Source organism: Nonomuraea sp. SYSU D8015 (assembly GCF_008065375.1).
Classification (GTDB): Bacteria; Actinomycetota; Actinomycetes; order Streptosporangiales; family Streptosporangiaceae; genus Nonomuraea.
On sequence record NZ_VJYI01000003.1, the window covers coordinates 742,046 to 766,406 of the forward strand.

General features: G+C 70.1%; 20 protein-coding genes. 5 read left to right on the top strand and 15 right to left on the bottom strand.

From position 1 onward, the window contains the following. Window positions 1–115 precede the first annotated feature (115 nt). The gene (locus ID574_RS18760) at window positions 116–1,036 is read left to right on the top strand and encodes a dienelactone hydrolase family protein (protein WP_188190158.1); all 921 of its coding nucleotides are present in this window, start codon (window positions 116–118) and stop codon (window positions 1,034–1,036) included. Window positions 1,037–1,410: 374 nt separating this feature from the next. Here ID574_RS18760 and ID574_RS18765 read toward each other — a convergent pair whose 3' ends face one another. From ID574_RS18765 to ID574_RS18775, 3 genes are all read right to left on the bottom strand, one after another. Beyond that, a complete protein-coding gene (locus ID574_RS18765) occupies window positions 1,411–4,521 on the bottom strand; it encodes a M14 family metallopeptidase (RefSeq protein ID WP_188190159.1) in 3,111 nt (1,036 codons plus the stop codon). A 398-nt stretch (window positions 4,522–4,919) separates the two neighbouring features. Next, entirely contained in the window at window positions 4,920–6,305 is a 1,386-nt protein-coding gene (locus ID574_RS18770) for a glycine--tRNA ligase (RefSeq protein ID WP_188190160.1), read from the bottom strand. 93 nt (window positions 6,306–6,398) lie between these two features. Further along, the gene (locus tag ID574_RS18775; protein ID WP_188190161.1) at window positions 6,399–6,686 is read right to left on the bottom strand and encodes an antibiotic biosynthesis monooxygenase family protein; all 288 of its coding nucleotides are present in this window, start codon (window positions 6,684–6,686) and stop codon (window positions 6,399–6,401) included. Between the two features lie 291 nt (window positions 6,687–6,977). Here ID574_RS18775 and ID574_RS18780 point away from each other — a divergent pair, with 291 nt between their 5' ends. Then, on the top strand, window positions 6,978–7,334 hold the full coding sequence (locus tag ID574_RS18780; RefSeq protein ID WP_188190162.1) for a DUF6703 family protein: 357 nt from the start codon (window positions 6,978–6,980) through the stop codon (window positions 7,332–7,334). On the opposite strand, the gene ID574_RS18785 is transcribed toward ID574_RS18780, so the two are convergent. The 7 genes from ID574_RS18785 to sucC form a co-directional block, all read right to left on the bottom strand. Then, window positions 7,331–8,218 carry a tachylectin-related carbohydrate-binding protein gene (locus ID574_RS18785; protein ID WP_188190163.1) on the bottom strand — a complete coding sequence of 296 codons (888 nt, stop codon included), beginning with the start codon at window positions 8,216–8,218 and terminating at the stop codon, window positions 7,331–7,333. The genes ID574_RS18780 and ID574_RS18785 overlap by 4 nt on opposite strands. Before the next feature lie 200 nt (window positions 8,219–8,418). Then, entirely contained in the window at window positions 8,419–9,948 is a 1,530-nt protein-coding gene (locus ID574_RS18790; protein ID WP_188190164.1) for an aldehyde dehydrogenase family protein, read from the bottom strand. 12 nt (window positions 9,949–9,960) lie between these two features. Continuing rightward, on the bottom strand, window positions 9,961–11,682 hold the full coding sequence (gcl, locus tag ID574_RS18795; protein ID WP_188190165.1) for a glyoxylate carboligase: 1,722 nt from the start codon (window positions 11,680–11,682) through the stop codon (window positions 9,961–9,963). Next, entirely contained in the window at window positions 11,679–12,539 is an 861-nt protein-coding gene (locus ID574_RS18800) for a 2-hydroxy-3-oxopropionate reductase (protein ID WP_188190166.1), read from the bottom strand. Before ID574_RS18800 ends, gcl begins: the two co-directional genes overlap by 4 nt. After that, window positions 12,536–13,300, bottom strand: a complete 765-nt coding sequence (locus ID574_RS18805; protein WP_188190167.1) for a hydroxypyruvate isomerase family protein — start codon at window positions 13,298–13,300, stop codon at window positions 12,536–12,538. Before ID574_RS18805 ends, ID574_RS18800 begins: the two co-directional genes overlap by 4 nt. Beyond that, window positions 13,297–14,166 carry a succinate--CoA ligase subunit alpha gene (gene sucD / locus ID574_RS18810; RefSeq protein ID WP_188190168.1) on the bottom strand — a complete coding sequence of 290 codons (870 nt, stop codon included), beginning with the start codon at window positions 14,164–14,166 and terminating at the stop codon, window positions 13,297–13,299. The genes ID574_RS18805 and sucD overlap by 4 nt, the downstream gene beginning before the upstream one ends. Window position 14,167: 1 nt before the next feature. Continuing rightward, a complete protein-coding gene (gene sucC / locus ID574_RS18815) occupies window positions 14,168–15,298 on the bottom strand; it encodes an ADP-forming succinate--CoA ligase subunit beta (RefSeq protein ID WP_188190169.1) in 1,131 nt (376 codons plus the stop codon). An 88-nt stretch (window positions 15,299–15,386) separates the two neighbouring features. On the opposite strand from sucC, the gene ID574_RS18820 reads away from it, so the two are divergent. The 3 genes from ID574_RS18820 (at window position 15,387) to ID574_RS18830 (ending at window position 17,785) form a co-directional block, all read left to right on the top strand. After that, window positions 15,387–16,697, top strand: coding sequence for an MFS transporter (locus ID574_RS18820; RefSeq protein ID WP_188190170.1), 1,311 nt, complete (start codon window positions 15,387–15,389; stop codon window positions 16,695–16,697). Between the two features lie 87 nt (window positions 16,698–16,784). Continuing rightward, window positions 16,785–17,519: a GntR family transcriptional regulator gene (locus tag ID574_RS18825; RefSeq protein WP_188190171.1), complete on the top strand. Its 735-nt coding sequence runs from the start codon at window positions 16,785–16,787 to the stop codon at window positions 17,517–17,519. A gap of 89 nt (window positions 17,520–17,608) precedes the next feature. After that, on the top strand, window positions 17,609–17,785 hold the full coding sequence (locus ID574_RS18830) for a hypothetical protein (RefSeq protein ID WP_188190172.1): 177 nt from the start codon (window positions 17,609–17,611) through the stop codon (window positions 17,783–17,785). A 48-nt stretch (window positions 17,786–17,833) separates the two neighbouring features. On the opposite strand, the gene ID574_RS18835 is transcribed toward ID574_RS18830, so the two are convergent. From ID574_RS18835 to frc, 5 genes are all read right to left on the bottom strand, one after another. Beyond that, entirely contained in the window at window positions 17,834–18,805 is a 972-nt protein-coding gene (locus ID574_RS18835; protein ID WP_188190173.1) for a TerC family protein, read from the bottom strand. Then, window positions 18,802–19,293 (bottom strand): hypothetical protein, encoded by a 492-nt coding sequence (locus tag ID574_RS18840; RefSeq protein ID WP_188190174.1) that lies wholly within the window; start codon window positions 19,291–19,293, stop codon window positions 18,802–18,804. Before ID574_RS18840 ends, ID574_RS18835 begins: the two co-directional genes overlap by 4 nt. Further along, complete coding sequence (locus ID574_RS18845) at window positions 19,293–20,783, bottom strand: Nramp family divalent metal transporter (protein ID WP_223166835.1); 1,491 nt, start codon at window positions 20,781–20,783, stop codon at window positions 19,293–19,295. Before ID574_RS18845 ends, ID574_RS18840 begins: the two co-directional genes overlap by 1 nt. A gap of 155 nt (window positions 20,784–20,938) precedes the next feature. Beyond that, the gene (locus ID574_RS18850) at window positions 20,939–23,056 is read right to left on the bottom strand and encodes an acetate--CoA ligase family protein (RefSeq protein WP_188190175.1); all 2,118 of its coding nucleotides are present in this window, start codon (window positions 23,054–23,056) and stop codon (window positions 20,939–20,941) included. A 72-nt stretch (window positions 23,057–23,128) separates the two neighbouring features. After that, window positions 23,129–24,352 (bottom strand): formyl-CoA transferase, encoded by a 1,224-nt coding sequence (gene frc / locus ID574_RS18855; protein WP_188190176.1) that lies wholly within the window; start codon window positions 24,350–24,352, stop codon window positions 23,129–23,131. Between the last annotated feature and the right edge of the window lie 9 nt (window positions 24,353–24,361).

The window sequence follows — 24,361 nt, forward strand, 5'->3', positions numbered from 1 at the left end:
GTCCCTCGTGTAGGCCTCATATCGGGCTTAGTAGGCATGTCATCAAGAGACCGCGAAAACCTGCGTAACCCTCGCCTTTACACGATTTTTCGGTCGTCGGCGGTAGACCTCCGACATGACGCCCATCCAGCGCTATCTCGCAGAAGAGGTGGCCCTCGACCACGCGGACGGCCTGATCCCCCGCCGCGAGGCACTGCGGCGGCTCGCGCTGCTGGGCCTCGGCCTGCCCGCGGCCACCGCGCTCCTGGCGGGGTGCGGCGCGCCGGCGGAACCGGCCGCGCCCGCCACCCCGGCGACCTCGCCCGCCCCCGCCGCCACCACCGCTCAGGCCAGCCCGGCGGGGCCCTCGCCGCTGCCGACGCAGGCGATCACGTTCGCGGGGCCGGGGGGCTCGACGCTACAGGCCGCGTGGGCGGCCCCGGAGGGGGACGCGAAGGGCGCGGTCCTGGTGATCCACGAGAACCGCGGCCTCACCGACCACATCCGCTCGGTCGCCGGCCGCCTGGCCGCGAGCGGCTACTCGGCCCTGGCCCTCGACCTGCTGTCCCGCGAGGGCGGCACCGCCTCCTTCACCGACACCGCCGCGGCCACCGCCAAGCTCGGGGAGATCCCGCCGGAGCGGTTCGTGGCCGACATGAAGGCGGCGGTGGGTGAGCTGGCGCGGCGTGCCGAAGGGGCGAAGCTGGGCATGATGGGCTTCTGTTTCGGCGGCGGGATGACCTGGCTGCTGCTGTCGTCGGCGGAGCCCCGGCTGTCCGCCGCCGTCCCGTTCTACGGACCGCTGCCGGAGAACGCCGACATGACCGGCAGCAAGGCGGCCGTCCTCGGGGTGTACGCCGAGCAGGACGACCGGGTGAACGCCACCAGGGACGCGGCCGAGGCCGCCCTGGAGAAGGCGGGGCTGACGCACGAGATCGTGACGTTCCCCGGGGTGGGGCACGCGTTCTTCAACGACACGGGTCAGCGGTACAACGCCGAGGCGGCGGCGCAGGCGTACGAACGCGTCTTGTCCTGGTTCGACCGCCACCTGTCCTGACCACCCACCCGCGCCACGGCCTGCCGTCGGACGATCCTTCACGCCGCGGCCCGCGTGCCCTCGTCCGCGAACACCCGGCCACCCACCGCCCCGGCAGGCCCCTGGTGCCGCCGGCAGGCGGTGGGCGGCCGTCCTTCAGGGGGCGGGAGGTGAAAGGGAGCGCAGGCCCAACGGCGAGGGCGTGCCTCCGCCCCGGCAAGCCCCAAGTGTCATGACGCCGACCGGCGGAGGGGGGCCCGTCCTCCGGGGAAGGGGTTGGATGCGGATGGGGCGGGCCTCGGCGGGTGGATGTCCGACCCGCGGGCGCGGTGCTGAGGCGGCCGGTGCGGAAAGACGGCCACCCCCGGTGAGGGTGGCCGTCGGTCATGCGCGTGTCAGCCGATCAGATACTTCATCACCTTCTTCACGGTCGCGTTCCGCTCACTGTCGTTCGCCAACTGCTCCAGCCCGAACCCCAGCAGCACCGTGTCCTTGGTGGTCACGGCCGCCGTCTTGTCGGCCTCGGCGCGGACGAAGTCGCCGCCGCCCGTCGGGCTGCCCGCCGGAGGCCCGGGAACGGCCCACGGCCCGAGCCCCGACTCGAAGCCCTCGGCGTCCAGCGTGCCGCCGGTGGTGGTGACCCGGGTGTCGTCGACGAACGCGCCCACGCCGCCGGTGGCGGGGTCGGTCACGTAGCTGATCGACACCTCGACCTGCTGCCCCGCGTAGGCGGACAGGTCGAAGGCCACCTGCTGCCAGCCGCCCGAGTTCCCGGTGAACCGGTTCCAGGAGCCGCTGGCCCCGGTCGCCGTGCACGGGTTGCCGGGGGTCAGGTAGTGCAGCAGCCAGGGGTGCTCCTCCAGGAGGAACCCGGCCTCGCACTCCGTCGGCACGGCGGTGTCGGTGCCGCCATTGAGGTCCGGCAGCGTCGTCCAGTTGTCCTGACCGACCGTGTGGGCCTCGACGATGACGTTGTCGTAGCCGGGCTCGGTGTCGAAGGACAGCTGGAACGCCAGCCGCGGCTGCTGCGCCGCCGTCACGGAGCCCAGGTCGATCGTCCTGGTCAGCCGCATGTACGAGTCGTCGGCATGAGCGCCCCTGACGTACCACTGGCCTTCGATCGGGTCGAACGGCCCAGGGGTGCCGAGCTGGTAGTCCGCCGCCGGCGTGCCGGTGAAGCGCGGGAAGTCCGTGCCCATGGGCTGCAGGACGCCGGCCTCGTCCACCGGGTTGTCGGCCGTGGCCGGGCCGCCGAACGTGCCGCTCACCCCGGCAAGCGGACCGGTGCCGGTGAAACCGGCGGGGTTCTCGCGCGGGATGCGGCCGCCAACCCCCATGTAGTACTGGGTGAAGTCGTCGGCGAGCAGCAGGCACTCGTCGAACAACCCCTGGATGGTGGTGACCACGCAGTCGCCGTCCGGGTTGCCGTCGATGCCGTAGTAGATGCCGCCGACGATCGTGTCGAGGATGCCGTAGTACGCGGCCGTCTCGCCGGTGTAGAGGAGTTTGCCTCCTTCGTTGAGGTAGTCGCGGATGGCGACGGTCAGGTACTGCTGCGACGGTTTGACGTCGGCGTCGGGCAGATCGCCCAGTGGGGTTACGGTCACCACGTCCTGCTGGTCCATGGACAGCCGGTTGTCGCCCAGCTCCCACACGATGCCCTTGAAGTGCGACAGCACGCCGAGATGGTGGGGCACGCCCTGGGAGTCGACGTCCCAGGTCTCGGAGGCGTACCCGGCGGCCTTGAGCGCCTGCTGGTACTTCGCGGCGTACTTGGGCGCGGTCACCGACGCCGGATAGTCCGGGTTGAAGCCGGTGTAGTCCTCGTTGGCGATCACGAGGACCTTCGCCCCGGAGTCCTTGGCCAGCGTGTAGGTGAAGTGCGGGCTGGAGACGACGCCGGTCCCGGGCTTGAAGCCCTGGAACCAGACCTCGACCTTGTCACCCGGTTTCGCCCCGCTCACCGTGCCCCGGTACTCGGCGAAGTACAGGTCGTTCTCGTCGCCGTACCGCTCACCGCCCTTCCACTCGCTGAGCGGCCTGACCTGCGCCGGGCCGCCGTTGATGCGGAAGCGCAGCACCTTGCCCAGCAGGGACCTGCGGGCGGTCACGGCCACCGGCTGCGGGTCGCCGTACGAGACGGTGAAGGAGTCCGGCGCGAAGTCGGGCACCGTGCGCCCGACCACGGAGACCGGCTTGTCGGGCGTGTGCACGGTCTTGGCCGTGGCGAGCGCCAGGGGGAGGTTCATGGTGAACTCCTCCTGGATCAGCTCCTCGTCGTCGGGGAAGGTGAATCCGAGCCCGCCGACGCAGTCCTCGAGCGTCCACTCGTCATTCGGGTTGCGCTCGGCCGCGGCCTCGCACGTGGACATCTCCGGCGTGATCGACATGATGCCGCGCAGGTTGGTCATGTGCCCGTCGGTCTCGCCGTTGGTGGTATAGAGCTCGGCCCCGATGTCGGGGTCGTACGTCGGCACCGCCGGATTCGCGTCGTCGCCCAGCAGCGCCTCGAAGATCAGGTCGTCGGGCGACGGGGTGGCCTGCTGCCAGCCGATGCCGTACAGCAGGAGCATGGCCGCGGAGTGGTAGTTCAGCATGTACCTGAACTTCACCCGCTTGGTCAGGTTGTCCAGCGCCACGGTCTCCGGCTCGGACTGAGCCGCCTTGCCGCGGTAGGTCTGGCTGCTGAACAGGCTCGATGAGCCCTCGTCGTCGTAGCGCCACTTGTAGGCGAAGTTGCGGTTGGGGTCGACGCCGTCGTTGCTGGTGATCTGACCGTCGCCGTCGTTGTCCCGCAGGTTCTTGCGCCACAGCCGGTTGTCCGGCGTGAAGGAGTAGTCGTAGCCGTCGGGGTTGGCCACCGGCAGGAACCACAGCTCCGTGGTGTTCACGAGCTTGGTCAGCTCGGCGTTGCCCCCGTAGCCGTTGAGGATGTGGTGCATCAGCCGCCGCACCATCTCGGGCGTGATCCACTCACGCGCGTGCTGGGCGGCGAGGTACAGCATGGCCGGGCGGGTGCCGTCACGCAGCTTGCGGGCGTCCTTGGTCACCTTGATCGCCGTGATCGGCGTGCCGTTGAGGCTGTTGCCGAGCTCGACGACCTTCGCGATGCCCGATTTGGCGTTGGCCGCGGCGATGATCTCCTCGCGGATGCCTCCGGCGCCCGCGTAGCGTTTGAAGACCCCGTCGCCTTTCTGCGCCAGGCGCGCCCGGTTCGCGGTCTGGGCCTTGAGGGTGATGCCCTGCTTGGAGAGTGATTCGGCCAGCGCGGAGGCGAGGATCACCTCGATGGTGACCTTTCCGTCCGCCCGCTTGACGATCCTCATCTCCTCCCGATCGACCCCCGCCCCGACGAGCTCGGCCATCTGGGCCTCGGTCAGCTCGCCGGTGTAGACGAAGACGCCGTCAGGGCCCGCCGCCGGTTCGGGCACCGCCGAGGCTGGGGGAACGGTGAACGAACCGAGTAACAGGATCATGCCGGCGATCATGATGAACGTGCGCTTCATCGCGCCTCCGAGAAAGTCGGGCCCCGAATGCCGCTAGGGATTGCCCGCAATCTCCGTGTATGCCGGGGTCTTGTCAATCACGACGGCCGCATCCGGACACACCGGATCCGGCGCCGCCTCTGGACCGCTTGGAGGCTGACGGGGAATCAGGACGACGAACCCGAACCACCGCTTTCCACGCACCCACGGAGCCGGGGAAAGCCGCGCCCACGGAGTCTGGTAAGCGGACGCGCGTCACGGTGGCGCGGCGGTGAGGCGGAGGAGCGTCTCCCTGGAGGGCCCTCGGCCGAAGTGCGGCGGCAGGAGCCCACTCGGCGCCGCCGTAAAGGAAGGGTCTTCACACGAACGACGGCCGCCCGCCGAAGGAACGGCGGGCGGCCGTGCGGTCACCCGAGAAACTAGTCGTTCAGGTGCTGGCGCAGGTAGGACTCGACGCCCTCGATGGCGATGCGCTCCTGGGCCATGCTGTCGCGCTCGCGGATCGTCACCGCCTGGTCTTCCAGCGTGTCGAAGTCGATCGTGATGCAGAACGGCGTGCCGATCTCGTCCTGGCGCCGGTAGCGGCGGCCGATCGCGCCCGCGTCGTCGAACTCGACGTTCCAGCGGCGGCGCAGCTGCGCGGCCAGGTCGCGGGCCTTCGGCGAGAGGTCGGCGTTGCGCGAGAGCGGCAGCACCGCGGCCTTGACCGGCGCGAGCCGGTGGTCGAGCCGCATGACCGTGCGCTTCTCCATCTGGCCCTTGGCGTTGGGGGCCTCGTCCTCGCTGTAGGCGTCGAGCAGGAACGTCAGCGTGGCGCGGTCGACGCCGGCCGCCGGCTCGATGACGTAGGGGACGTAGCGCTCCCCGGTGTCCTGCTCGAAGAAGCTGAGGTCGACGCCCGACGCCTTGGAGTGGGAGGAGAGGTCGAAGTCGGTGCGGTTGGCGATGCCCTCGAGCTCACCCCACTCCGAGCCGGCGAAGTTGAAGCGGTATTCGATGTCGACGGTGCGCTTGGAGTAGTGGGACAGCTTGTCCTTGGGGTGCTCGTAGAGCCGCAGGTTGTCCTTGCTGATGCCCAGGTCGGAGTACCAGCGGAAGCGCTCGTCGATCCAGTATTGGTGCCACTCCTCGTCCGTGCCCGGCTTGACGAAGAACTCCATCTCCATCTGCTCGAACTCGCGGGTGCGGAAGATGAAGTTGCCCGGCGTGATCTCGTTGCGGAACGACTTGCCGATCTGGCCGATGCCGAACGGGATCTTCCTGCGCGCGGACTGCTGGACGTTGAGGTAGTTGATGAAGATGCCCTGCGCGGTCTCGGGCCGCAGGTAGGCCAGGCCGGACTCGTCCTCGACCGGGCCGAGGAACGTCTTGAGCAGACCGCTGAACTGCCGGGGCTCGGTGAAGGTGCCCTTGTTGCCGCAGTTGGGGCAGGTGATGTCGGCCAGGCCCCCCTCGGGCGACTTGCCGTTCTTCTCCTCGTACGCCTCGATGAGGTGATCGGCGCGGAAGCGCTTGTGGCAGGACAGGCACTCGGTGAGCGGGTCGGTGAACGTGTCGACGTGGCCGCTGGCCCGCCACACCTCGGGCGCCAGGATGACGCAGGAGTCGAGACCCACGATGTCTTCCCGGGCCTGGACCATGGACAGCCACCACTGCCGCTTGACGTTGTTCTTCAGCTCGACACCCAGTGGACCGTAGTCCCACGACGCGCGAAGTCCGCCGTAGATCTCGCTCGACGGGTAAACGAGCCCGCGGCGCTTGGCGAGGCTGACGATGGTGTCCATGACGTCGGTGCGTCGTGCCATTTGGTTGATTCTCTTTCCGGCTGGAGGTCGGCGAGGTGAATTGATGAGATCCCAGCTTAGGGGACGGCCGCACACTGTCGCGCGGGAGTAATCCTATGCCCCGTCCTGGGTGTAGACGTCCTCGAATGCACTGGGTTCGTTGACCATGAGAATCATCAGCGGATACATCGCCATCCGGGCGGCGGAGAGCGCTCTGCGGTAGAACCCGGCGCCCTCCCATTCCGTGACCAGCGCCCACAGATTGGGCTCATCGACCGAACGGGCCACCCTGCCGCGCTGAAACCCGGGTTGCGCGGCGAACGTGTCGAGGATCGCCTGGCTCTGCTTGACGAAGTCTTGGGACTGGGACTCTGGGACGGTGTATCGGATCACGGCGAGCACCTGAACAGCCTAAGACCATCCCTTGTTGGGATGGTCCGGTTCATGATCACGTCTGTCCGTATGGCTCAACGGCACCCACGGCGCGGGCAAGACGACGACCAGTGCACTCGTGCAGCCGCTGATCCCGGATTCACGGGTGTTCGACGCCGAGAAGGTCGGCGCATGGGGAGGCCGAGGTCGTCGGCACCACGCACCCCACGCCCGCCCAGGCCGCCCTGCAGATCGCAGAGGCCGTCAAGAGTTGAGGTCCGCTTCGTACGCAGCATGTGCGCTCTCCCGTAGGCTCTGGGCGTGGGCTCCGACAACGCCTCGAACAACAAGCGTCCGCTCCCTCAGGGTGAGCGGTTCTTCACGCCGGGCGCGACCGGGCTGCGCAAGGCCGTGGAGCAGCGCAGCGCCGTGCCGATGACCTTCCTGTTCACGCAGGTGCCGCGGTGGGTGGCGCCGGTGGTGCTGGTGGTCCTGCTGCTGGCCGGGTTCGCCGTGGCCAATCCGCTGGGCGGGGTGGCGGCGCTGGTGGTGCTGGCGTTCGTGGGCTGGCTGGCGTACTTGTCGTGGCCGTCGCTGCAGGTCGGCGGGAAGCTGCTGCGGGTCGCCATGATCGTCTTCCTCGCGCTGCTCGCGGCGACCCGCTTCGGTCTGATCTAGGCGGGCTCCCCGGCGGGGAACAGCGGTCTGCCGAGGTGTGTCCATCCGGTGTAGCCGGGTTTGTACACGCCTGGTTCGACGTACTTCAACCATCTGAGCTCACCGTTGCGGAGCAGGGCGTAGAAGACGCCTCGAAAGGCCGTCTCGTCCAGGTCCATGAGCCATCCGATGCCGTTGGGCTCGTAGTCGTCTCTGTACCAGGCCGTGCCGCCCTTCTCGGGCTCGCGCTGGCGGTGCCAGTGGAGGTTTCCGCGTTCGTCGATGGTGAACAGGACGCCGTCATCCAAGGCGATGATGCGGCGGTAGCGCTGCCAGCCCCGCTTGATCACCTTGCAGCGACCGGCGTTCGCCCACGCTTCCGCGGCTTCGGGGCCGAGATAGCGATGCCAGCACAGGTCGCCGTTCGGGCGCAGGCCGTAGATGATCTGGTCCGAGCCGTTCCCGGGAACGGCGGAGACATCCTCGAACACGTTGAACCCTTGGCCGATGCTCCGGCCGGAGTCGGCCTCCAGACGGGCGCCGGGCTGGTACGTGAAGCGGAACAGCTCTCCCGACGCGTCCACCGCGTAGAGCGAGCCGTTCGCTCCCGCCTCCAGCCAGCGGAAACGGTTCCAGCCGCCGCCGAGTTCCTCTCCTTGCGGGGTCAGCCACCGGGCGCCGCCGCCTTCCGGATCGGCGTGGACGAATCGGTGCAGGGTTCCGTCATTGAAGATCGCGTACAGCACGCCGGAACCCGCGTAGGTGATCTTCGTGGCCCGGGCGAAGGACGGGAGCCGCGCCTGCGCCGCCTTCGCGGCCTGCTGGGGCGGGTCGTCGCCGAGGAACTCGACGTACGCGGGTATCGCGGCGACGACGGGGATCAGCACGGCGCCGGCCAGCCACATCAGGAACGTTCGGCGGCCGGGCCGTCTGCCGGGCTCCTTTCCTCGGGATGGCTTCTCTTTCGGCGTCCGGCGACGTACGTCGCCGCGGGCACGGGAACGTGATGGCATCGGAGGTTCTCGTCGGAAGGTGAAGGGGACGAGACCCATGACAGCACGTGATCGCTCTCCGTGCCATGACAATCACGAAACGTGAGATGACACTAGGGGAGCAGTGTGTAGTGCGGGAAGTTGCCGGGGAGGCGCTCGGCGTCCGGGCCTATGGTGACGGCCCGCACCAGCAGCTCACCGCCGACGAACGCGCCGCGCCAGGAGGCGCCGAGGCCGCCGAAGAGCTCCTCGCGGTCGCCGCGCGAGCGCGGGCGGTTGTGGCCGACCTTGAAGGCGCGGACCTCGGGGGCCAGGCGGTGGAAGGTCTCCTCCTCGTCGCAGGAGAGGGTGGCGACGAGGGCGCCGTTGCTGGCGTTCATGGCGGCCAGCAGCTCCGCCTCCGTGTCCACCAGCACGATCGTGTCGACCGGGCCGAAGGGCTCGGCGTGGTGGAGGGGCGAGGAGCGGGGCGGGTTGAGGAGGGCCGTCGGCGGAAAATAGGCCGAAATATCCTGCCCTGGCAGGAAGTGTCCGGCGTCCAGGGACGCGCGATGCAGCGGCACGCCGCCGCGCGCGACGGCCTCGTCCACCTGGTCGGCCAGTTCCTTGGCCTTCGAGGCGTTGATCAGCGGGCCGAAGTCCAGCTCCGGCAGCGGGTCGTCCGGGCCGTCGACCGCGAGCGGGTGCCCGAAGCGCAGCGATCCGACCGCGGCCAGGTACGCCCGTAGGAACTCGTGGAACAGCGACCGCTGCACCACGAACCGCGGATAGGCGGTGCAGCGCTGCTTGCCGTAGTCGAACGACGCGCGGATCTGCCGGGTGAGCAGCTCCCAGCCGCCGTACTCCCACACGCCCCAGCAGTTGAGGCCCTCTTGCTCCAGCACGTGCCGCCGGCCGAGGTCGGCCAGGGAGGTGGCGACCTTGGCCCCGGCGTCCCTGCCGCCCACGAACGACACGCAGCCGAGGGCCTGCCCGGCGACCAGCACCGGCGACAGCTCCGCCCCTCCCCCGCTGACCAGCGTGAACGGCAGCCCTTCACGGACGGCCAGCGCGCAGGCCAGGGTGAGGCAGCACAGGCCGCCGTCCGTGGGGGTCTTGGCGATGACCGCGTTGCCGGCCAGCGCCTGCACCAGCATGGCGTGCATGAGCACGCTCATCGGATAGTTCCAGCTGGCGATGTTGCTGACCGGCCCGGGCAGCGGGGTACGCCCGGCGACCATGCGGTCGATCTCCGCGACGTACCACCGGACCCCGTCCAGGCAGCGGTCCACGTCCGCGCAGGCCGTCTTCCACGGCTTGCCGATCTCCCAGACCAGCAGCAGGGCCAGCAGGTCGCGGTGGGCGGCCATGGACTCGACGGCCGCCGACACCATGGCCTTGCGCTCCGCGAGCGGGGTGTGCCGCCAGCGCCGGTGCTCGTCGACGGCGCCCGCCACCGCGCGGCCCGCGCCGGCTCGGTCGAGCCTGGGCAGACCGGCGATGGCGGTGCCGTCAAGGGGCGAGAAACCGGGCACCGGGCGTCCGTCGCGGTGCCAGATGCCGCCCCAGTGGTTGAGCACCCTGTCGTCGTGGAACGCCTCCGGCGCGACCGAGCAGCAGCGGTCGTAGGCGTCGCGCCAGGACGTACCCGGCTTGAGCCGCATGTGCGTCCTCCTTCAGTCGGACCAGTCGGCGGTGATGAGCTCGGGCAGCGGCTCGAACTCCTTGATCGCTTCCAGTGAGGGGCCCATGGCGGCGTTGGCCTCGCGCTCCACCATCACCTCCACCAGGACCGGCAGCCGCTCGCGCGCCGCCTCGGCCGACGCCCAGGCCAGCGCGTCGCGGATGTCGCCGGGCAGCTCCACCCGGCGGGCCGGGCAGCCGAACGCCTCCATGGCCTTGACATGGTCGATGCCGCCCTCCCCGTAGTGCAGGTCCACGGCGTAGTTCATGCCGTACGGGATCTCGGCCTGCCTGATGAGGCCCAGGTACTCGTTGTTGATCATGACGATGACGAAGGGGATGCGGTATTGGGCCGCCACCGCGACCTCCTCCATGAGGAACTGGAAGGAGTAGTCGCCCACCACGGCCACGACCTGCCGCTCGGGATGGGCGCACTTGACGCCCATGGCGGCCGGCACCTCCCAGCCCAGCGGCCCGGCCTGGCCGCAGACAAGGTAGCGGCGCGGCAGGTACGTGGTCTGGAACTGGCCCGACCAGATCTGGTAGAGCCCGATCGCGGTGACGAACGTGGTGTCCCGGTCGAAGAACTCGTTGATCTCCTTGAACACCCGTGGCGGCTTGATCGGCACGTCGTCGAAGTCGTCGCGCCGGAGCATCGTCCGCCGCAGGTCGGCGACCTTGCGCACCCACTTGTCACGGTCTTTGGAAGAGGTGCGGCCGCGGGCCTCCTCCAGCAGCTCCGCGAGGACCGGCCGGGCATGCCCGACGATCCCGAGGTCGGGCTCGAAGACCTTGCCGATCTGCGTGGGCTCGATGTCCACGTGGACGAACTTCCGGCCGCGGCGGTAGACCTCGAGGTCGCCGGTGTGCCGGTCGCCGAACCGCGCCCCCACGGCCAGCACCAGGTCGCTCTCCAGGAACGCGGCGTTGCCCCACCGCGTCTGCGTCTGGATGCCCGCCATGCCGGCGAACAGCGGGTGGTCCTCGGGGAAGGCGCCCTTGCCCATGAGCGTCACCTGCACCGGCACCTGGAGGTGCTCGGCCAGCGCGCGCAGCTCCTCGGCCGCGTCAGCGATGATCACGCCGCCGCCGGCCAGGATGAGCGGCCGTCTGGCCTCCTCCACCAGGTCCACGGCCCTGCGGATCGCCTTGGGCAGCGGCCTCGGCTCCTCGACGGGCAGCGGCGCGTCGAGGTCCCGGTCGTACAGGCAGGTGCCGCGCTGCACGTCGATCGGCAGGTCGATGAGCACGGGCCCGGGCCGCCCGGAGCGCGCGATCCTGAACGCCTCCCTGAACACCCACGGCGCCTGGGCGGGCTCCTTGAGCTGCACCGCCCACTTGGTCACCGGCCGGGCGATCTCCACGATGTCGACCGCCTGGAACGCCTCCTGGTGCAGCTTGGAGCTGACGGCCTGGCCGGTGACGCAGATCATCGGGATCGAGTCGGCCAGGGCGGTGTAGAGGCCGGTGATCATGTTGGTGCCGGCCGGTCCCGACGTGCCGATGCAGACGCCGACGTTCCCCGTGACCCTGGCCCAGCCGTCGGCGGCGTGGGTGCCGCCCTCCTCGTGGCGTACCGTGACGTGCCGGATCGAGCTGTGCTGGAGCGCGGCGTAGAGCGGCAGGATGGCCGCCCCGGGGATGCCGAAGACGGTGTCCACCCCCTCCGACTCCAGCACCGCGACCACGGCCTCCATACAGGGCATCCGTTTCATCCGTTGAGCCTTTCGACGACCTTGAGCAGGGCGGAGTGGTCGAGCGAGCCGTGGCCCTGCGCCCTGGCCGCGGCCACGAGCTGGGCGACCTGCCCGGTGAGCGGCAGGCTGACCCCGGCCGCTCGGGCGGCGGCGACGGCGATGCCCATGTCCTTGTGGTGCAGGTCGATACGGAAGCCCGGGGTGAACTCGCGCTTGACCATGGTGTGCCGCTTGAGCTCCAGGATCCGGGAGCCGGCCAGGCCGCCCGCGAGCACGTCGAGCCCGGCCGCCGGGTCCACGCCGGAGGCCTCCAGCAGCACGATGGCCTCCGACACCAGCCCGTAGATGCCGCCGACGACGAGCTGGTTGGCCGCCTTGACGGTCTGCCCGGCCCCGGCGGGGCCGACGTGGACCACGGTCGTGCCGAGCGCCGACAGGATCGGGCGGGCCGCCTCGACGTCCTCGGGCGCGCCGCCCACCATGATCGAGAGTGTGCCGTCCACGGCGCCGCGTTCGCCGCCGCTGACCGGGGCGTCCAGCGCCCGTACGCCGACGGCCGCCGCTTTCTCCGCCACCCAGCGGGAGGTCTCGGGCTTGATGGTGCTCATGTCGATGTAGAGGAGGTTGGGCCTGCCGTACTCGATGACCAGCGGCGCGACCTCCTCGACCTGCGGCGAGTCGGGCAGCATCGTGATCACCACGTCCGCCCCGGCGACCGCCTCCACCACGCTGGAGGCGCCCTTGCCGCCGAGGTCGGCGAGCTGGTCCACCCGCGCCGAGCTCACGTCATATCCAGTCACGACATGTCCGGCCTTGAGGAGGTTGGCCGCCATCGGGCTACCCATGATCCCCAAGCCGACGAACCCGATCTTCATGCCGACCTCCAGTCGAACGCGCCCGGCCCCTCATGCCGGTATTCCAGGCCGACGTGGCCCCGGTAGCCCGCGGCCTCCAGCCGCGCGAAGATCTCGGGGTACGGCATGCGGCCGCTCCCCGGCCGTCCCCTGCCGGGGTCGTCGGCGATCTGCACGTGGCCGAAGCGCGGGCAGTGCCCGTCGATGAGCGCGAGCACGTCCTCGCCCATCCGGTGCAGGTGATAGAGGTCGGCCAGGAAGGCCACGTTCTCCCTGTCCACCTCGTCGATCATGGCGAACGCCGCCTCTGACGACGTGATCGGATATTTCGGGTTCTCGTGGGAGTTGAGCGCCTCCACCACCACGGTCGCGCCGATGCCGGCCGCGGCGTCGGCCGCCCTCCGCAGGTTGGCCACGGCCAGGTCGCGATCGGTGTCCGGGCCATTGCCGTACAGGGCGTTGAGCACCCCGCAGCCCAGCTCGCCCGCCAGGCGGACCGCGGGCTCGATGTTGGCCTGGAAGCGGGCCGAGCCGTCCGGCCTGGCCAGCAGGCCGCGCTCGCCGGCGGCCATGTCGCCGGCGTCGAAGTTCAGCCCGACGAGCCGCACCCCGGCCTCCTCGACGGCCTGCCGCAGCGCCGCGAGCTCCGCGCCGGTCGGGTCGGGGGTGTCGAACGGCCACCACAGCTCGACGGCGTCGAACCCGTTCTTGGCCGCCGCGGCCGGCCGCTCCAGCAGCGGCAGGTCCGTGAAGAGGATGGACAGATTGACGTCGAACCTCACAACAACCCCCGCATCAACCGGGCGGTCTCCGACGGGGTCTTGCCGACCCGCACGCCGACCGCCTCCAGGGCCTCCTTCTTCGCCTGGGCGGTGCCGGACGAGCCCGACACGATCGCGCCCGCGTGCCCCATCGTCTTGCCCTCAGGGGCGGTGAACCCGGCCACGTACGCCACGACCGGCTTGGTGACGTGCTCGGCGATGTAGGCGGCGGCCCGCTCCTCGGCGTCGCCGCCGATCTCGCCGATCATGACGATGGCGTCGGTGCCCGGGTCCTCCTGGAACGCCTTCAGGCAGTCGATGTGCGTGGTGCCGACCACCGGGTCGCCGCCGATGCCCACGCAGGTGGAGAAGCCGAGGTCGCGCAGCTCGTACATGAGCTGGTACGTCAGCGTGCCGGACTTCGAGACCAGGCCGATGCGCCCGGCGGAGGTGATGTCGGCGGGGATGATCCCGGCCGACGACTGCCCGGGGCTGATCAGGCCCGGGCAGTTGGGGCCGATGATCCTGGTACGTCCGTTCGCGAGGGCCCGGAAGCGCACCGCGTCGTGCACGGGCACGCCCTCGGTGATCACCACGCACAGCGGCACGCCCGCCGCCACGGCCTCCTCCACGGCGCCGCCGGTGAACCGCGGCGGCACGAACACCACCGACACGTCCGCCCCGGTCTCGGCCACCGCCTCGGCCACGGAGCCGAACACCGGCACCGTGCGCTCGCCGAAGTCCACCGACCGCCCGCCCTTGCCCGGCGTCACACCGGCCACGACGTCGGTGCCGGCGGCCAGCATGCGGGCCGTGTGCCTGGTGCCCTCCGCGCCGGTCATGCCCTGCACGAGCACCCGGCTGTCCTTGGTCAGAAAGATCGCCATCTCACGCACCTGCCGCGAGTCTGGCCGCCGTCTCGGCGGCGCCGTCCATGGTGGAGACCTGCCGGACCGCCGGGTGCCGCGCCTCGCTGAGGATGCGCCGGCCCACCTCGGCGTTGTTGCCGTCCAGCCGTACGACGATGGGCCGGCCGTGGCCGCGCTCGCCGAGAAGCTGGAGCGCGGTGACGATGCCGTTGGCCACCGCGTCGCAGGCCGTGATGCCGCCGAAGACGTTGACCAGAACCGACCGTACGTCGGGGTCGGCCAGGATGATCTCCAGCCCGTCGGCCATGACCTGGGCGGACGCGCCGCCGCCGATGTCCAGGAAATTGGCGGGGGCCGCGCCCGCCCCCGCCACCACGTCCAGCGTGCTCATGACCAGGCCCGCGCCGTTGCCGATGATCCCGACGGTGCCGTCGAGCTTGACGTAGTTCAGCCCCTTGGCCCTGGCCCGGTCCTCCAGGCTGTCGGTACGTTCGGCGTACTCCCACGCGTGCCGGAAGTACGCGTTGTCGTCGAGGGTGACCTTGCCGTCGAGCGCCACGATCCGCTGGTCGGTCGTGCAGATCAGCGGGTTGACCTCGACCAGCAGCGCGTCCTCGGCGACCAGCACCTTCCACAGCCGCTCCAGCGCGTCGGCCGCCTGCTCGGGCAGGCCCGCCTTGGCCGCCAGCAGCCGCGCGGTGTCCGCGTCCACCCCGGTCACCGGGTCGATCGGCAGTTTCACGATGGCGTCGGGGTCGGTGGCCGCCAGCTCCTCGATCTCCATGCCGCCCTGTCCCGACACCATCGCCAGGAAGCCGCCCTCGGCGCGGTCCACCAGGAAGGCCGCGTAGTACTCCTCGAACGGCACGGTCGCGGCCTCGACCAGCACGCGGCGCGCGAGGTGTCCCTTGATGTCCATCCCGAGCACGCGGGCGGCCTCCTGCTCGGCCGAGACCGGCCCGGCCGCCGGTCGGATCCCGCCTGCTTTGCCCCGTCCGCCGGTCTTCACCTGGGCTTTGATGACAACGGGCGCGTTCAGCTCGGCGGCGATCTCGCGGGCCTCGGCCGGGGTGGCCGCGACCTTGCCTGCCGGGACGGGGATCCCGTGACGCCCGAAGAGCTCCTTCGCCTGGTACTCGTACAGGTCCATTCGAGCCTCCTTTGTCTACGGTATACCGTATGGAGTATCCTCCGTCTAGGTCTCGACAGTGCCTCGTATTCTGGATATTCCATACAGTATGGAGAATGCAATTAGGGACTGGCGTGGGCGCTCCTACCTCCCTGGACCCGTCCCCGCCGACCGCACCCGCATGTTCTGGCTGGCCTGGGCCGCCATGGCGGCGATCAGCCCGCTCCAGTACGGCTACGCCGCGCTCCTCGCCCGCGAGTCCACCGGGCTGACCCTCTTGGCGGTGTGGATCGCCGGCCAGGCCGCGGGCGCGCTGCCCGCTCTTCACCTCGTGCGGCGTGGCCGCCTGAGCGTGCGCACCGCGCTGTCCGCCGGGGCGGCGCTCAGCGGGGCCGGGCTGTTCACGGCCGCACTGACCGGCCCGGGGATGTTCACGGCCGCACCGACCGGCCCAGGGATCTTCACGGCCGCGCTGACCGGCCCAGGGCCCGTGGGCGGCGGCCTGGTGGCCTTCGTCGGCTACGCGCTGCTCGGCGGGCTGGGCGCGGGGCTGGTCTACGGAGTGTGCGGCGAGGTCGTCTCCTCCTGGTTCCCGGATCGGCCGGCGGCCCGGGTGGGCCTGATCACCGGCGCCTTCGGCTACGGGGCCGTCCCGCTGCTGGTGTGGGCGGGGATCGCCCCGGGTGCGACCCCGGCCGCCTTCCTGGTCGCCGCCGTCGTCGCGGTGACCGCCATCGGGGCCGCGGCCCGCCGCCTGCGGCTCGCCCCGGCGCTGTGGTGGCCCGACGACGTGGACCCGCGCTCGCACGCCCTGGACGCGGCGCGCCTCCGCGTCACCCCCGACGCCGCCAAGCAGTTCGGGCTGCCCCAGGCGTTGCGCACGCGGACGCTGCCGGCGCTTGCCCTGATCCTGACGTGCGCGGGCGCGGTGTCGGTGTTCGACGTGATCGTGGTGGGGGCCTCGGGGTCGTGGGCCGCGGTCGCCGTGCTGGTGGCGTTGAACGGGGCGAGCCGGTCGGTGGCCATGCGCGCCTCCGAGCTGTTCGGCCGCCGGAGGGTCCTCGCCGTGGTCCTGGGCGCGCTCGCACTGGGCCAGTTCCTGCTGGCGGCGAGCGGCATGGCCGGTGGCGGGACGCTGCTGTGGCTGGGCGTCGTCGCCGCGGGTCTGGGCGGCGGGGCCTTCTACCCGCTCCTCGCCAGCCTCGTCCGCGAGTTCTTCGGGGTCGAGCGGGCCGGCGAGATCCACGCCGTCGTCTACAGCGCCAAGGCCCTCGCCGGCGTCGTCGCCGTCGTCCTGGCGCTGATCGCCCTCACCGCCCCCACGGCCGCCCTCCTGGCCGCCGCCGCACTGGCCGCCGTCCCGGCCCTGGCCTCGCCCCGCCTGCGCATCCCGGGCCTGCCCGTGACCATTCCCTTGTGACGAGGTTCACGAGCCGGGTCAATCAAGCAAACGGTATGCTGTAGGCAGTCGACGAAAAACACTAACGCAGCCCCTGGAGTCGTGACCATGTTGCTGTCGGATCAGGCCGGTCAGGCGGCGGCCACCAAGATTCCCCGCCCCGCCACGCTCCGGGAGAGCGTCATCGAGGCCATCCAGGAACTCATCGTCTCCGGCCAGCTCAAGCCCGGCCAGCACCTGGTCGAGAGCGAGCTGGCCGATCTCCTCGGCGTCTCCAGGCAGCCGGTGCGCGAGGCTCTGCAGCAGCTCAGCGGTGAGGGCTGGGTCGACCTGCACCCCGGCCAGGGCGCGTTCGTGCACGTACCCACGGTAGAGGAGGCCGACCAGCTGCTCGCCGTGCGCGCGCTGCTGGAGACCGAGTCCGCGCGGCTGGCCGCCAAGCACGCGGGCGAGGACGGCGTGAAGCGGCTGCGCGCGCTGTGCGCGCGCGGCATCGCGGCGGTCGAGTCCGACGACGTCGAGGCCGCCGTGGCGACCAACTCCGAGCTGCACGCCCTGGTGACGGCCCTGTCCGGCAACAAGGTGCTGGCCGAGCTGGCCAGCCAGGTGGCCAGGCGGGTGCGGTGGTACCACACGCCGGTGGCCCGCCAGCGCGGCATGGCCTCGTGGGACGAGCACAAAGCGCTCATCGACGCCATCGACGCGGGCGACGAGGACCGCGCCGCGAAGATCATGCGCGAGCACACCGAGCACACCCGCGCCTCCTACATGGAGCAGCGCGAGAACGAGCCCGCCGAGCCCGCGCCGAAGCCGGTGCGCCGGCGCCGCCGCACGGCGGGATGACGGCGGATTGACCTGACGTTCACAGTGGACGACATGCTCCGAAACACCTCGGGTAGAGGATGGAGCCTGACGATGGGAGGTGCATGACCATGAAGGCGTTCATTCGCTTTCTCTTGGGTGATCCCGCGGGCCAGTCGGCGGACGGCCGGGCGATCGGCGCCGGCCTGAGCGCGGCGCTCAAGAAGCACTACTCGGCCGACGACGCCGAGCGCTACCTGCGGCTGTGGGCCGCGGAGCACGACGTGAAGAAGACCCCGAAGCACTGAGGCACCACTGAGCCGCGGCAGAGGAGTTCACCCCCCACCGCGGCGTGGTCAGCGATCCGCCGGCTCTGGCTCCTTCGCCTTCTTGGCCTCCCGAGCCGACTTCATCAGGCTCAGCACCGTGGTGACGGCCAGGGTGCCGACGATGACACCGAGAGACACCAGGATCGGGATCTCCGGCGCCCACGACACGCCGTCGTGGTGCAGGGCCTCCAGGATGAGCTTCACCCCGATGAAGGCGAGCACCACCGACAGCCCCTTGCTCAGATAGACGAGCCGGTCCAACAGCCCGCCGATGAGGAAGAAGAGCTGCCGCAGCCCCATGAGGGCGAAGGCGTTGGCGGTGAACACCAGGTAGGGCTCCTTGGTGAGGCCGAAGATGGCCGGGATGGAGTCGAGCGCGAACAACAGGTCGGTGGTTCCGATGGCGACCATCACGATCAGCATCGGGGTCACCATCCTGCGGCCGAGGTGCACGGTGAGGCGGGCGCCGTGGTAGGTGTCCGTGGTGGGGAGCACCCGGCGCACGGTACGCAGGGCGATGTTCTCGGAGAACTCCGCCTCCTCGTCCTCGTGCCCGATCAGCTTCCACGCGGTGTAGACGAGGAAGGCGCCGAACACGTAGAACAGCCAGTCGAACCTGGCGACCGCCTCCGCTCCCGCCGCGATGAACGCGCCCCGCATGACCAGCGCCAGGACGATGCCGATGAGCAGCACCTTCTGGCGATACTCCCGGGGCACGCGGAACCTGCTCATGATCAGCAGGAAGACGAAGAGGTTGTCGACGCTGAGCGAGTACTCGGTGATCCAGCCGGCGAAGAACTCCCCGCCGTGCGACGGGCCCGAGGCCACCAGCAGGCCGATCCCGAAGGCCACGGCCAGGCCGACGTAGAAGGAAACCCAGCCCACGCACTCCTTGAAGGACGGCTCACGCGGGTTGCGCGCCACCATCCAGAAGTCGAACGCGAGGATGAGACCGAAGCCGCCTATCGTCGCCAGCCAGACCCAGACGGGCAGGTTCAACGCCGTGCTCCCTTCCTCGCGCGCAGTGCCTCGGCGTACCGGACGTACGAGCCGAGCAGCGCCTTGGCACGCGGGTTGGCGCCCGCGCGGCGCAGCAGCCAGTACGGCATGAGGCGTTCGTGCATCCAGACGAAGCCGATGGCGAACCCGAGGGCCACCATGGCCTGGTAGGCCACGAAGGGGAGCAAACCGTCGGCCATGCCGCCGACCCCGGCCACGCTCTCCTGGAGCAGCCGGGACAGGGGGAAGGCCGCCATCCAGTACAGTCCCGCGGGCCCGAAGGTCCCCGGCCGGAGCACGCCGTGTCCGAGCAGCACGCCGTACAACCCGCCGAACAGGGCGAGCGGTGCGGCGAGCGCCAGCGCGGACACGGCGGCCACACCGGTGGGCGCCCCCGCGAACAGGGTCAGCCCACCGGCCATGGCACCGGCGACGGCTCCGATGGACGCCCCGGGCAGGGCGAGCTCGATGCTGTGCCGTCCCTCCATCAGCCCACGACCACGCCGTAGGCGAAGAGGCTGTAGAACAGCATCCCGAGGTAGAACACCGCGCCGAACCCGATGATCACGTTGGTCCACCACTTGGGCCGGATCGGTTTGGGCAGCATGCGGTTGTTCACCAACAGCAGCGTCACGCAGTACGCGCCCATCGCGAACGTCGACAGGAACGCCAGCGTGTCCAGGATCCCGCTCGGCCCCTCAGCCGGCCCGAACAGCAGGATCAGGATGCCGAATATGATCACGCCCCAGAGGAAGCCCGCGTACAGATGGGACATACGCAGCTTCTTCGCCCCTGGCACGAAGTTGTAGGTCATGTCGGCTTGGCCCCGCGAGAAGGAGTCGAAGAGCCCCAGCGTCGCGTTCAGGCCGATCAGCGCGATGAACCCGAGGAAGATCGTGCCGAGCACGGAGCTGCCGGCCGAGGAGACGGCGTTGGCCATGGCGGTGAGCGCCACCTCCCGGTCGTCGCCCCGGATGACCTCGCGCACGCCCGGGTCGATCCGCACCGCCGACTGGGCGATCACCGTGAAGGAGATCGTGACCAGCATGGTGATGCCCCAGAACAGCAGCAACGCGTCGAACGTGACCCAGCGCCGCCAGCCCTTCCACTTGGCCATCTCCGCCGGGTCCTCGGTGTCGAACATGAAGCCGCGCGAGGGCATGGCCTCTTCCTCGCCCGCGTGCCGCAGCCCGCGCACCTTCGGGATGTGCGCGCCCATGCCCGCCCCGGAGTCACGCAGGTGCAGCGTGTACCACATCTGCTGCATGCCCGAAGGGCCGGCGAACGCGCAGGCCCCCACGATCACCGGGAACCAGGCGGCCGACATGGCCTCCGGCGGCAGGTAGCCGATCGAGAACATCCCGGTGATCGTGGTGGCCACGTCGCCCCAGGAGCCGACCATGGCGGCCACCACCGCCGTGCCGAGCACGAGCGTGCCGATGAGCAGCGACAGCACGTTCTCGAGCACGTTGTAGATCACCTTGGCCAGGCTGAAGACCACGCCGACCAGGATCAGGCCGATGACGGCGGTCACCACCCAGGGGATGCCGGTGATCTCCTCGAACGCCGCCGCGCCCGCCGACAGGTGTCCCGGCCAGATGTAGACCGCGATCGCGACGATGAAGAAGAACCACATCAGCGGCTTGAACACCCGGGCCGCGCCGGAGAAGATGCTCTCCCCCGTGGCCATGGCGTACCGCGCCATCTCCAGCATGACCACGGCCTGGAGCGTGACGCCGATCAGGAACAGCCACCTGATCTCGGGCCCGAACAGCAGCACCAGCCTGGGCCACATGTACGACTCGCCCATGCCCACGCCCAGCGCGACGAGGAAGACCGTCGGCCCGAGAATGTGCACCGAGGGAGGTGCGTCCGGCAGCTTCCTGATGGGCATCGGCTCGAGCCGGCCCGCTTTCCATACTCGTTGATCCTCGACCGGCGGCGTGGCCGTCGCCGGTGGTGTGTTCGATGTGTCCACCTACGGACCTCCTGGGGGGGTTTGTTGCCTTCCTCGTTGCGCTGCCCCGAATAGCCCCCTCGCCTAGATGCTGTGCTTATGGTCGCGACCGCTTCGGGGCTCGTTGGCTCGTCCCTCGCTCTCTCACCCCGAGCTCCTTCGCTCCGCGCCTGGCTCTAGCGCAGCAATCCGGCAGCCCTGGCCCAGCGGTACTTCGCACCGAGGACCGCCACGGGCTTCTCTGTCGTGTACGGGTACGCGACCACGCCGTGCTCGAACAGGTACTCGCAGGCCTCCTCTACCTCGGTGTCGCCGGCCAGCGACGCCACGACCGGCTTGACGTTCCCCTTCGCCCGCTCCTCCGCCACCACACGGGCGATCAACTCGGCGAAGACCATCGGCGGCGTCACGATCGTGTGCCAGTAGCCCAGGACCAGCGCGTGGATGCGCTCGTCGGCCAGGCCCAGGCGGACCGTGTTCTCGTACGTCGAGGGCGGCTCGCCGCCGGTGATGTCGATCGGGTTGCCGGCCGCGCCGAACGGCGGGATGTAGGCGCGGAACGCGGCGTCCAGGTCGGGCGGGATGTCCATGAGCGTCAGCCCGGCGTCCACGATGGCGTCCGACAGCAGCACGCCCGAGCCGCCCGCCCCGGTGATGATGACGACGTTCTCGCCCTTCGGCGCGGGCAGCAGCGGCAGCGCGCGAGCGTACTCGAGCATGTCGTTGAGCCCGGGCGCCCGCACCACGCCGGCCTGGCGCAGGATGTCGTCATACACCTTGTCGTCGCCGGCCAGCGCGCCCGTGTGGGATCCGGCCGCCCGCGCGCCCATCGCGGTGCGTCCGGCCTTGAGCACGATGACCGGCTTCTCCTTGACGACCCGGCGGGCCGCCTCGACGAAGCCGCGCCCGTCCTTGAGGTCCTCCAGGTGCATGGCCACGGCCTTGGTGTTGTCGTCCTGCTCGAAGAACGTCAGCAGGTCGTCCTCGTCCACGTCGGCCTTGTTGCCGACGCCCACGATGGCCGACACGCCCATCTTGGTCGTGCGGCTGAAGCCCAGGATGGCCATGCCGATGCCGCCGCTCTGCGAGGTCAGCGCCACGCTGCCCTTGACGTCGTACGGCGTGCAGAACGTCGCGCAGAGGTTCTCCGGCGTGTAGTAGTAGCCGTAGATGTTCGGGCCGAGCATGCGCACGCCGTGCCTGCGGGCGATCTCCACGATCTCCTTCTGGCCCTCGACGTTGCCGGTCTCCGCGAACCCGGACGGGATCATGACGGCCCCGGCCACGCCCTTCTGCCCGACCTCCTCCAGCGCCGCCGCGACGAACTTGGCGGGAATGGCGAACACGGCCACGTCCACGTCGCCGGGCACGTCGGAGATGCTCTTGTACGCGGGCAGCCCCATGATCTCGTCGGCCTTCGGGTTGATCGGGAGGATCTGGCCCTTGTAGCCGCCGTTGATGAGGTTGCGCATGACCGAGTTGCCGATCTTGCCGGTCTCGGCGGAGGCGCCGATCACGGCCACCGAGCGCGGCTTGAAGATCCGCGTCATCTGCCGCAGGATCTCCTCGCGCGACAGCCTCTGGACCTCGGCCGGCTTGTCGCCGATGAGGATGCGCACGTCGGCGGCGACCGCGCCGTTCGCGTCGGCGAAGACCGGGTTGAGGTCCACCTCGACGATCTCGGGGAAGTCGGTCACCAGCCTGCCGACGCGCTCGATCAGGCCCGCGAGCGCCGCCCGGTCGGCCGGTGCGGCACCGCGGGCGCCGCGGAGCACCTCTGCTGCTCTGATGTCGTCGAGCATCGCAAGCGCATCATCACCTGAAACCGGGGCAAGCCGGAAGGTCACGTCCTTGAGGACTTCGACCAGGACGCCGCCCAGGCCGAAGGCCACGACCTTGCCGAAGGTCGGGTCGGTGACGGCGCCGACGATGACCTCGTGGCCGCCGCCGACCAGCTGCTGCACCTGGATGCCGTCGATCTTGGCATCGGGGTTGTAGGCGCGGGCGTTGGCCAGGATCGTGTCATAGCCCTCCCGCACCTCCTCGGCGGTCTTCAGTCCGACCAGCACGCCGCCGGCGTCGGTCTTGTGCAGGATGTCCGGCGAGACGATCTTCAGGACGACCGGGAGCCCGATCTTGCCGGCGATCTCCGCCGCCTCGTCGGCCGACGTCGCCAGCCCTTCGCCGGGGGTGGCGATGCCGTACGCCTCGCAGATCTTGCGCCCCTCCGGAGCCGTCAGGGCGGTGCGTCCCTCGGCGAGCGCCTTGTCCAGTACTTCCCTGACTGTGTTCATGGTCGCGCTCCCTACGGGCACTCCCTGGTTACGCAAGCTGCCGCTGTCGCGCCCTACTCGCTGCTCCGGCACTTAGATGACTCCGTTCGTCTTGAGCTCGGCCAGCTCCTCCACGCTCACGCCGAGCTCGGTGTAGATCTCTTCGTTGTGCTCGCCGAGCAGGGGCGGGGTGCGGACCTCGACCGGCGAGTCCGACAGTTGCAGGGGGCTGCCGACCGTCACGAACTCACCGCGCTCCGGGTGGTCGACCGTGACGACGATGCCCTCGTCGCGCAGCGACTCGTCCTCCACCAGCTCCTTGGTGGACAGGATCGGCCCGCACGGGATGTTCTCGGCGTTGAGCCGGTCCAGGACCGTCCACTTGTCGTGGCGGATCGTCCACTCCTCGATGAGCTGGAACATCTTGTCCAGCTTCGGCAGCCGCGCCTCCGGCGTCGCCCACTCGGGGTCCTCGGCCAGCTCCGGGCGGCCGATGATGTTCGCGATCGGCTTCCAGCCGACCGGCTGGACGATCACGTAGATGTAGTCGTTCGGGCCGCCGGGCGCGCAGCGCACCGCCCAGCCCGGCTGGCCGCCGCCGCTGGCGTTGCCGGAGCGGGGCACCTCGTCGCCGAAGGTCTTGTTCGGGTATTCGCGCAGCGGGCCGTGCGCCAGGCGCTGCTGGTCCCGGAGCTTGACGCGGCACAGGTTCAGCACGGCGTGCTGCATGGCCACCTGCACCCGCTGCCCGCGGCCGGTCTGCTCGCGCTGGTAGAGGGCGGCCAGGATGCCGGCGACCGCGTGGATGCCGGTGCCGGAGTCGCCGATCTGGGCGCCCGTCGCCAGCGGCGGGCCCTCCTCGAAGCCGGTGGTGCTCATCGAGCCGCCCATCGCCTGGGCGATCACCTCGTACGCCTTGAACTTGGCGTACCGGCCGGGGCCGAAGCCCTTGATCGAGGCGTAGATGAGGCGGGGGTTGAGCTCCTGGAGCCGCTCCCAGGGGAAGCCCATGCGGTCCACCGCGCCCGGGCCGAAGTTCTCCACCAGGATGTCGGCGGTCTGCACCAGCTCGGTGAAGATCTGCTTGCCGCGCTCGCTCTTCATGTTGAGGGTGATGCTGCGCTTGTTGCAGTTGAGCATCGTGAAGTAGAGGCTGTCCACGCCGGGCACGTCACGCAGCTGCTGCCGGGTGATGTCACCGGTCGGGGCCTCCAGCTTGACCACGTCCGCGCCGAGCCAGGCGAGCATCTGGGTGGCGGACGGGCCGGACTGGACGTGGGTCATGTCGAGGACGCGGACACCTTCGAGTGCCTTCATCGCGGAGGC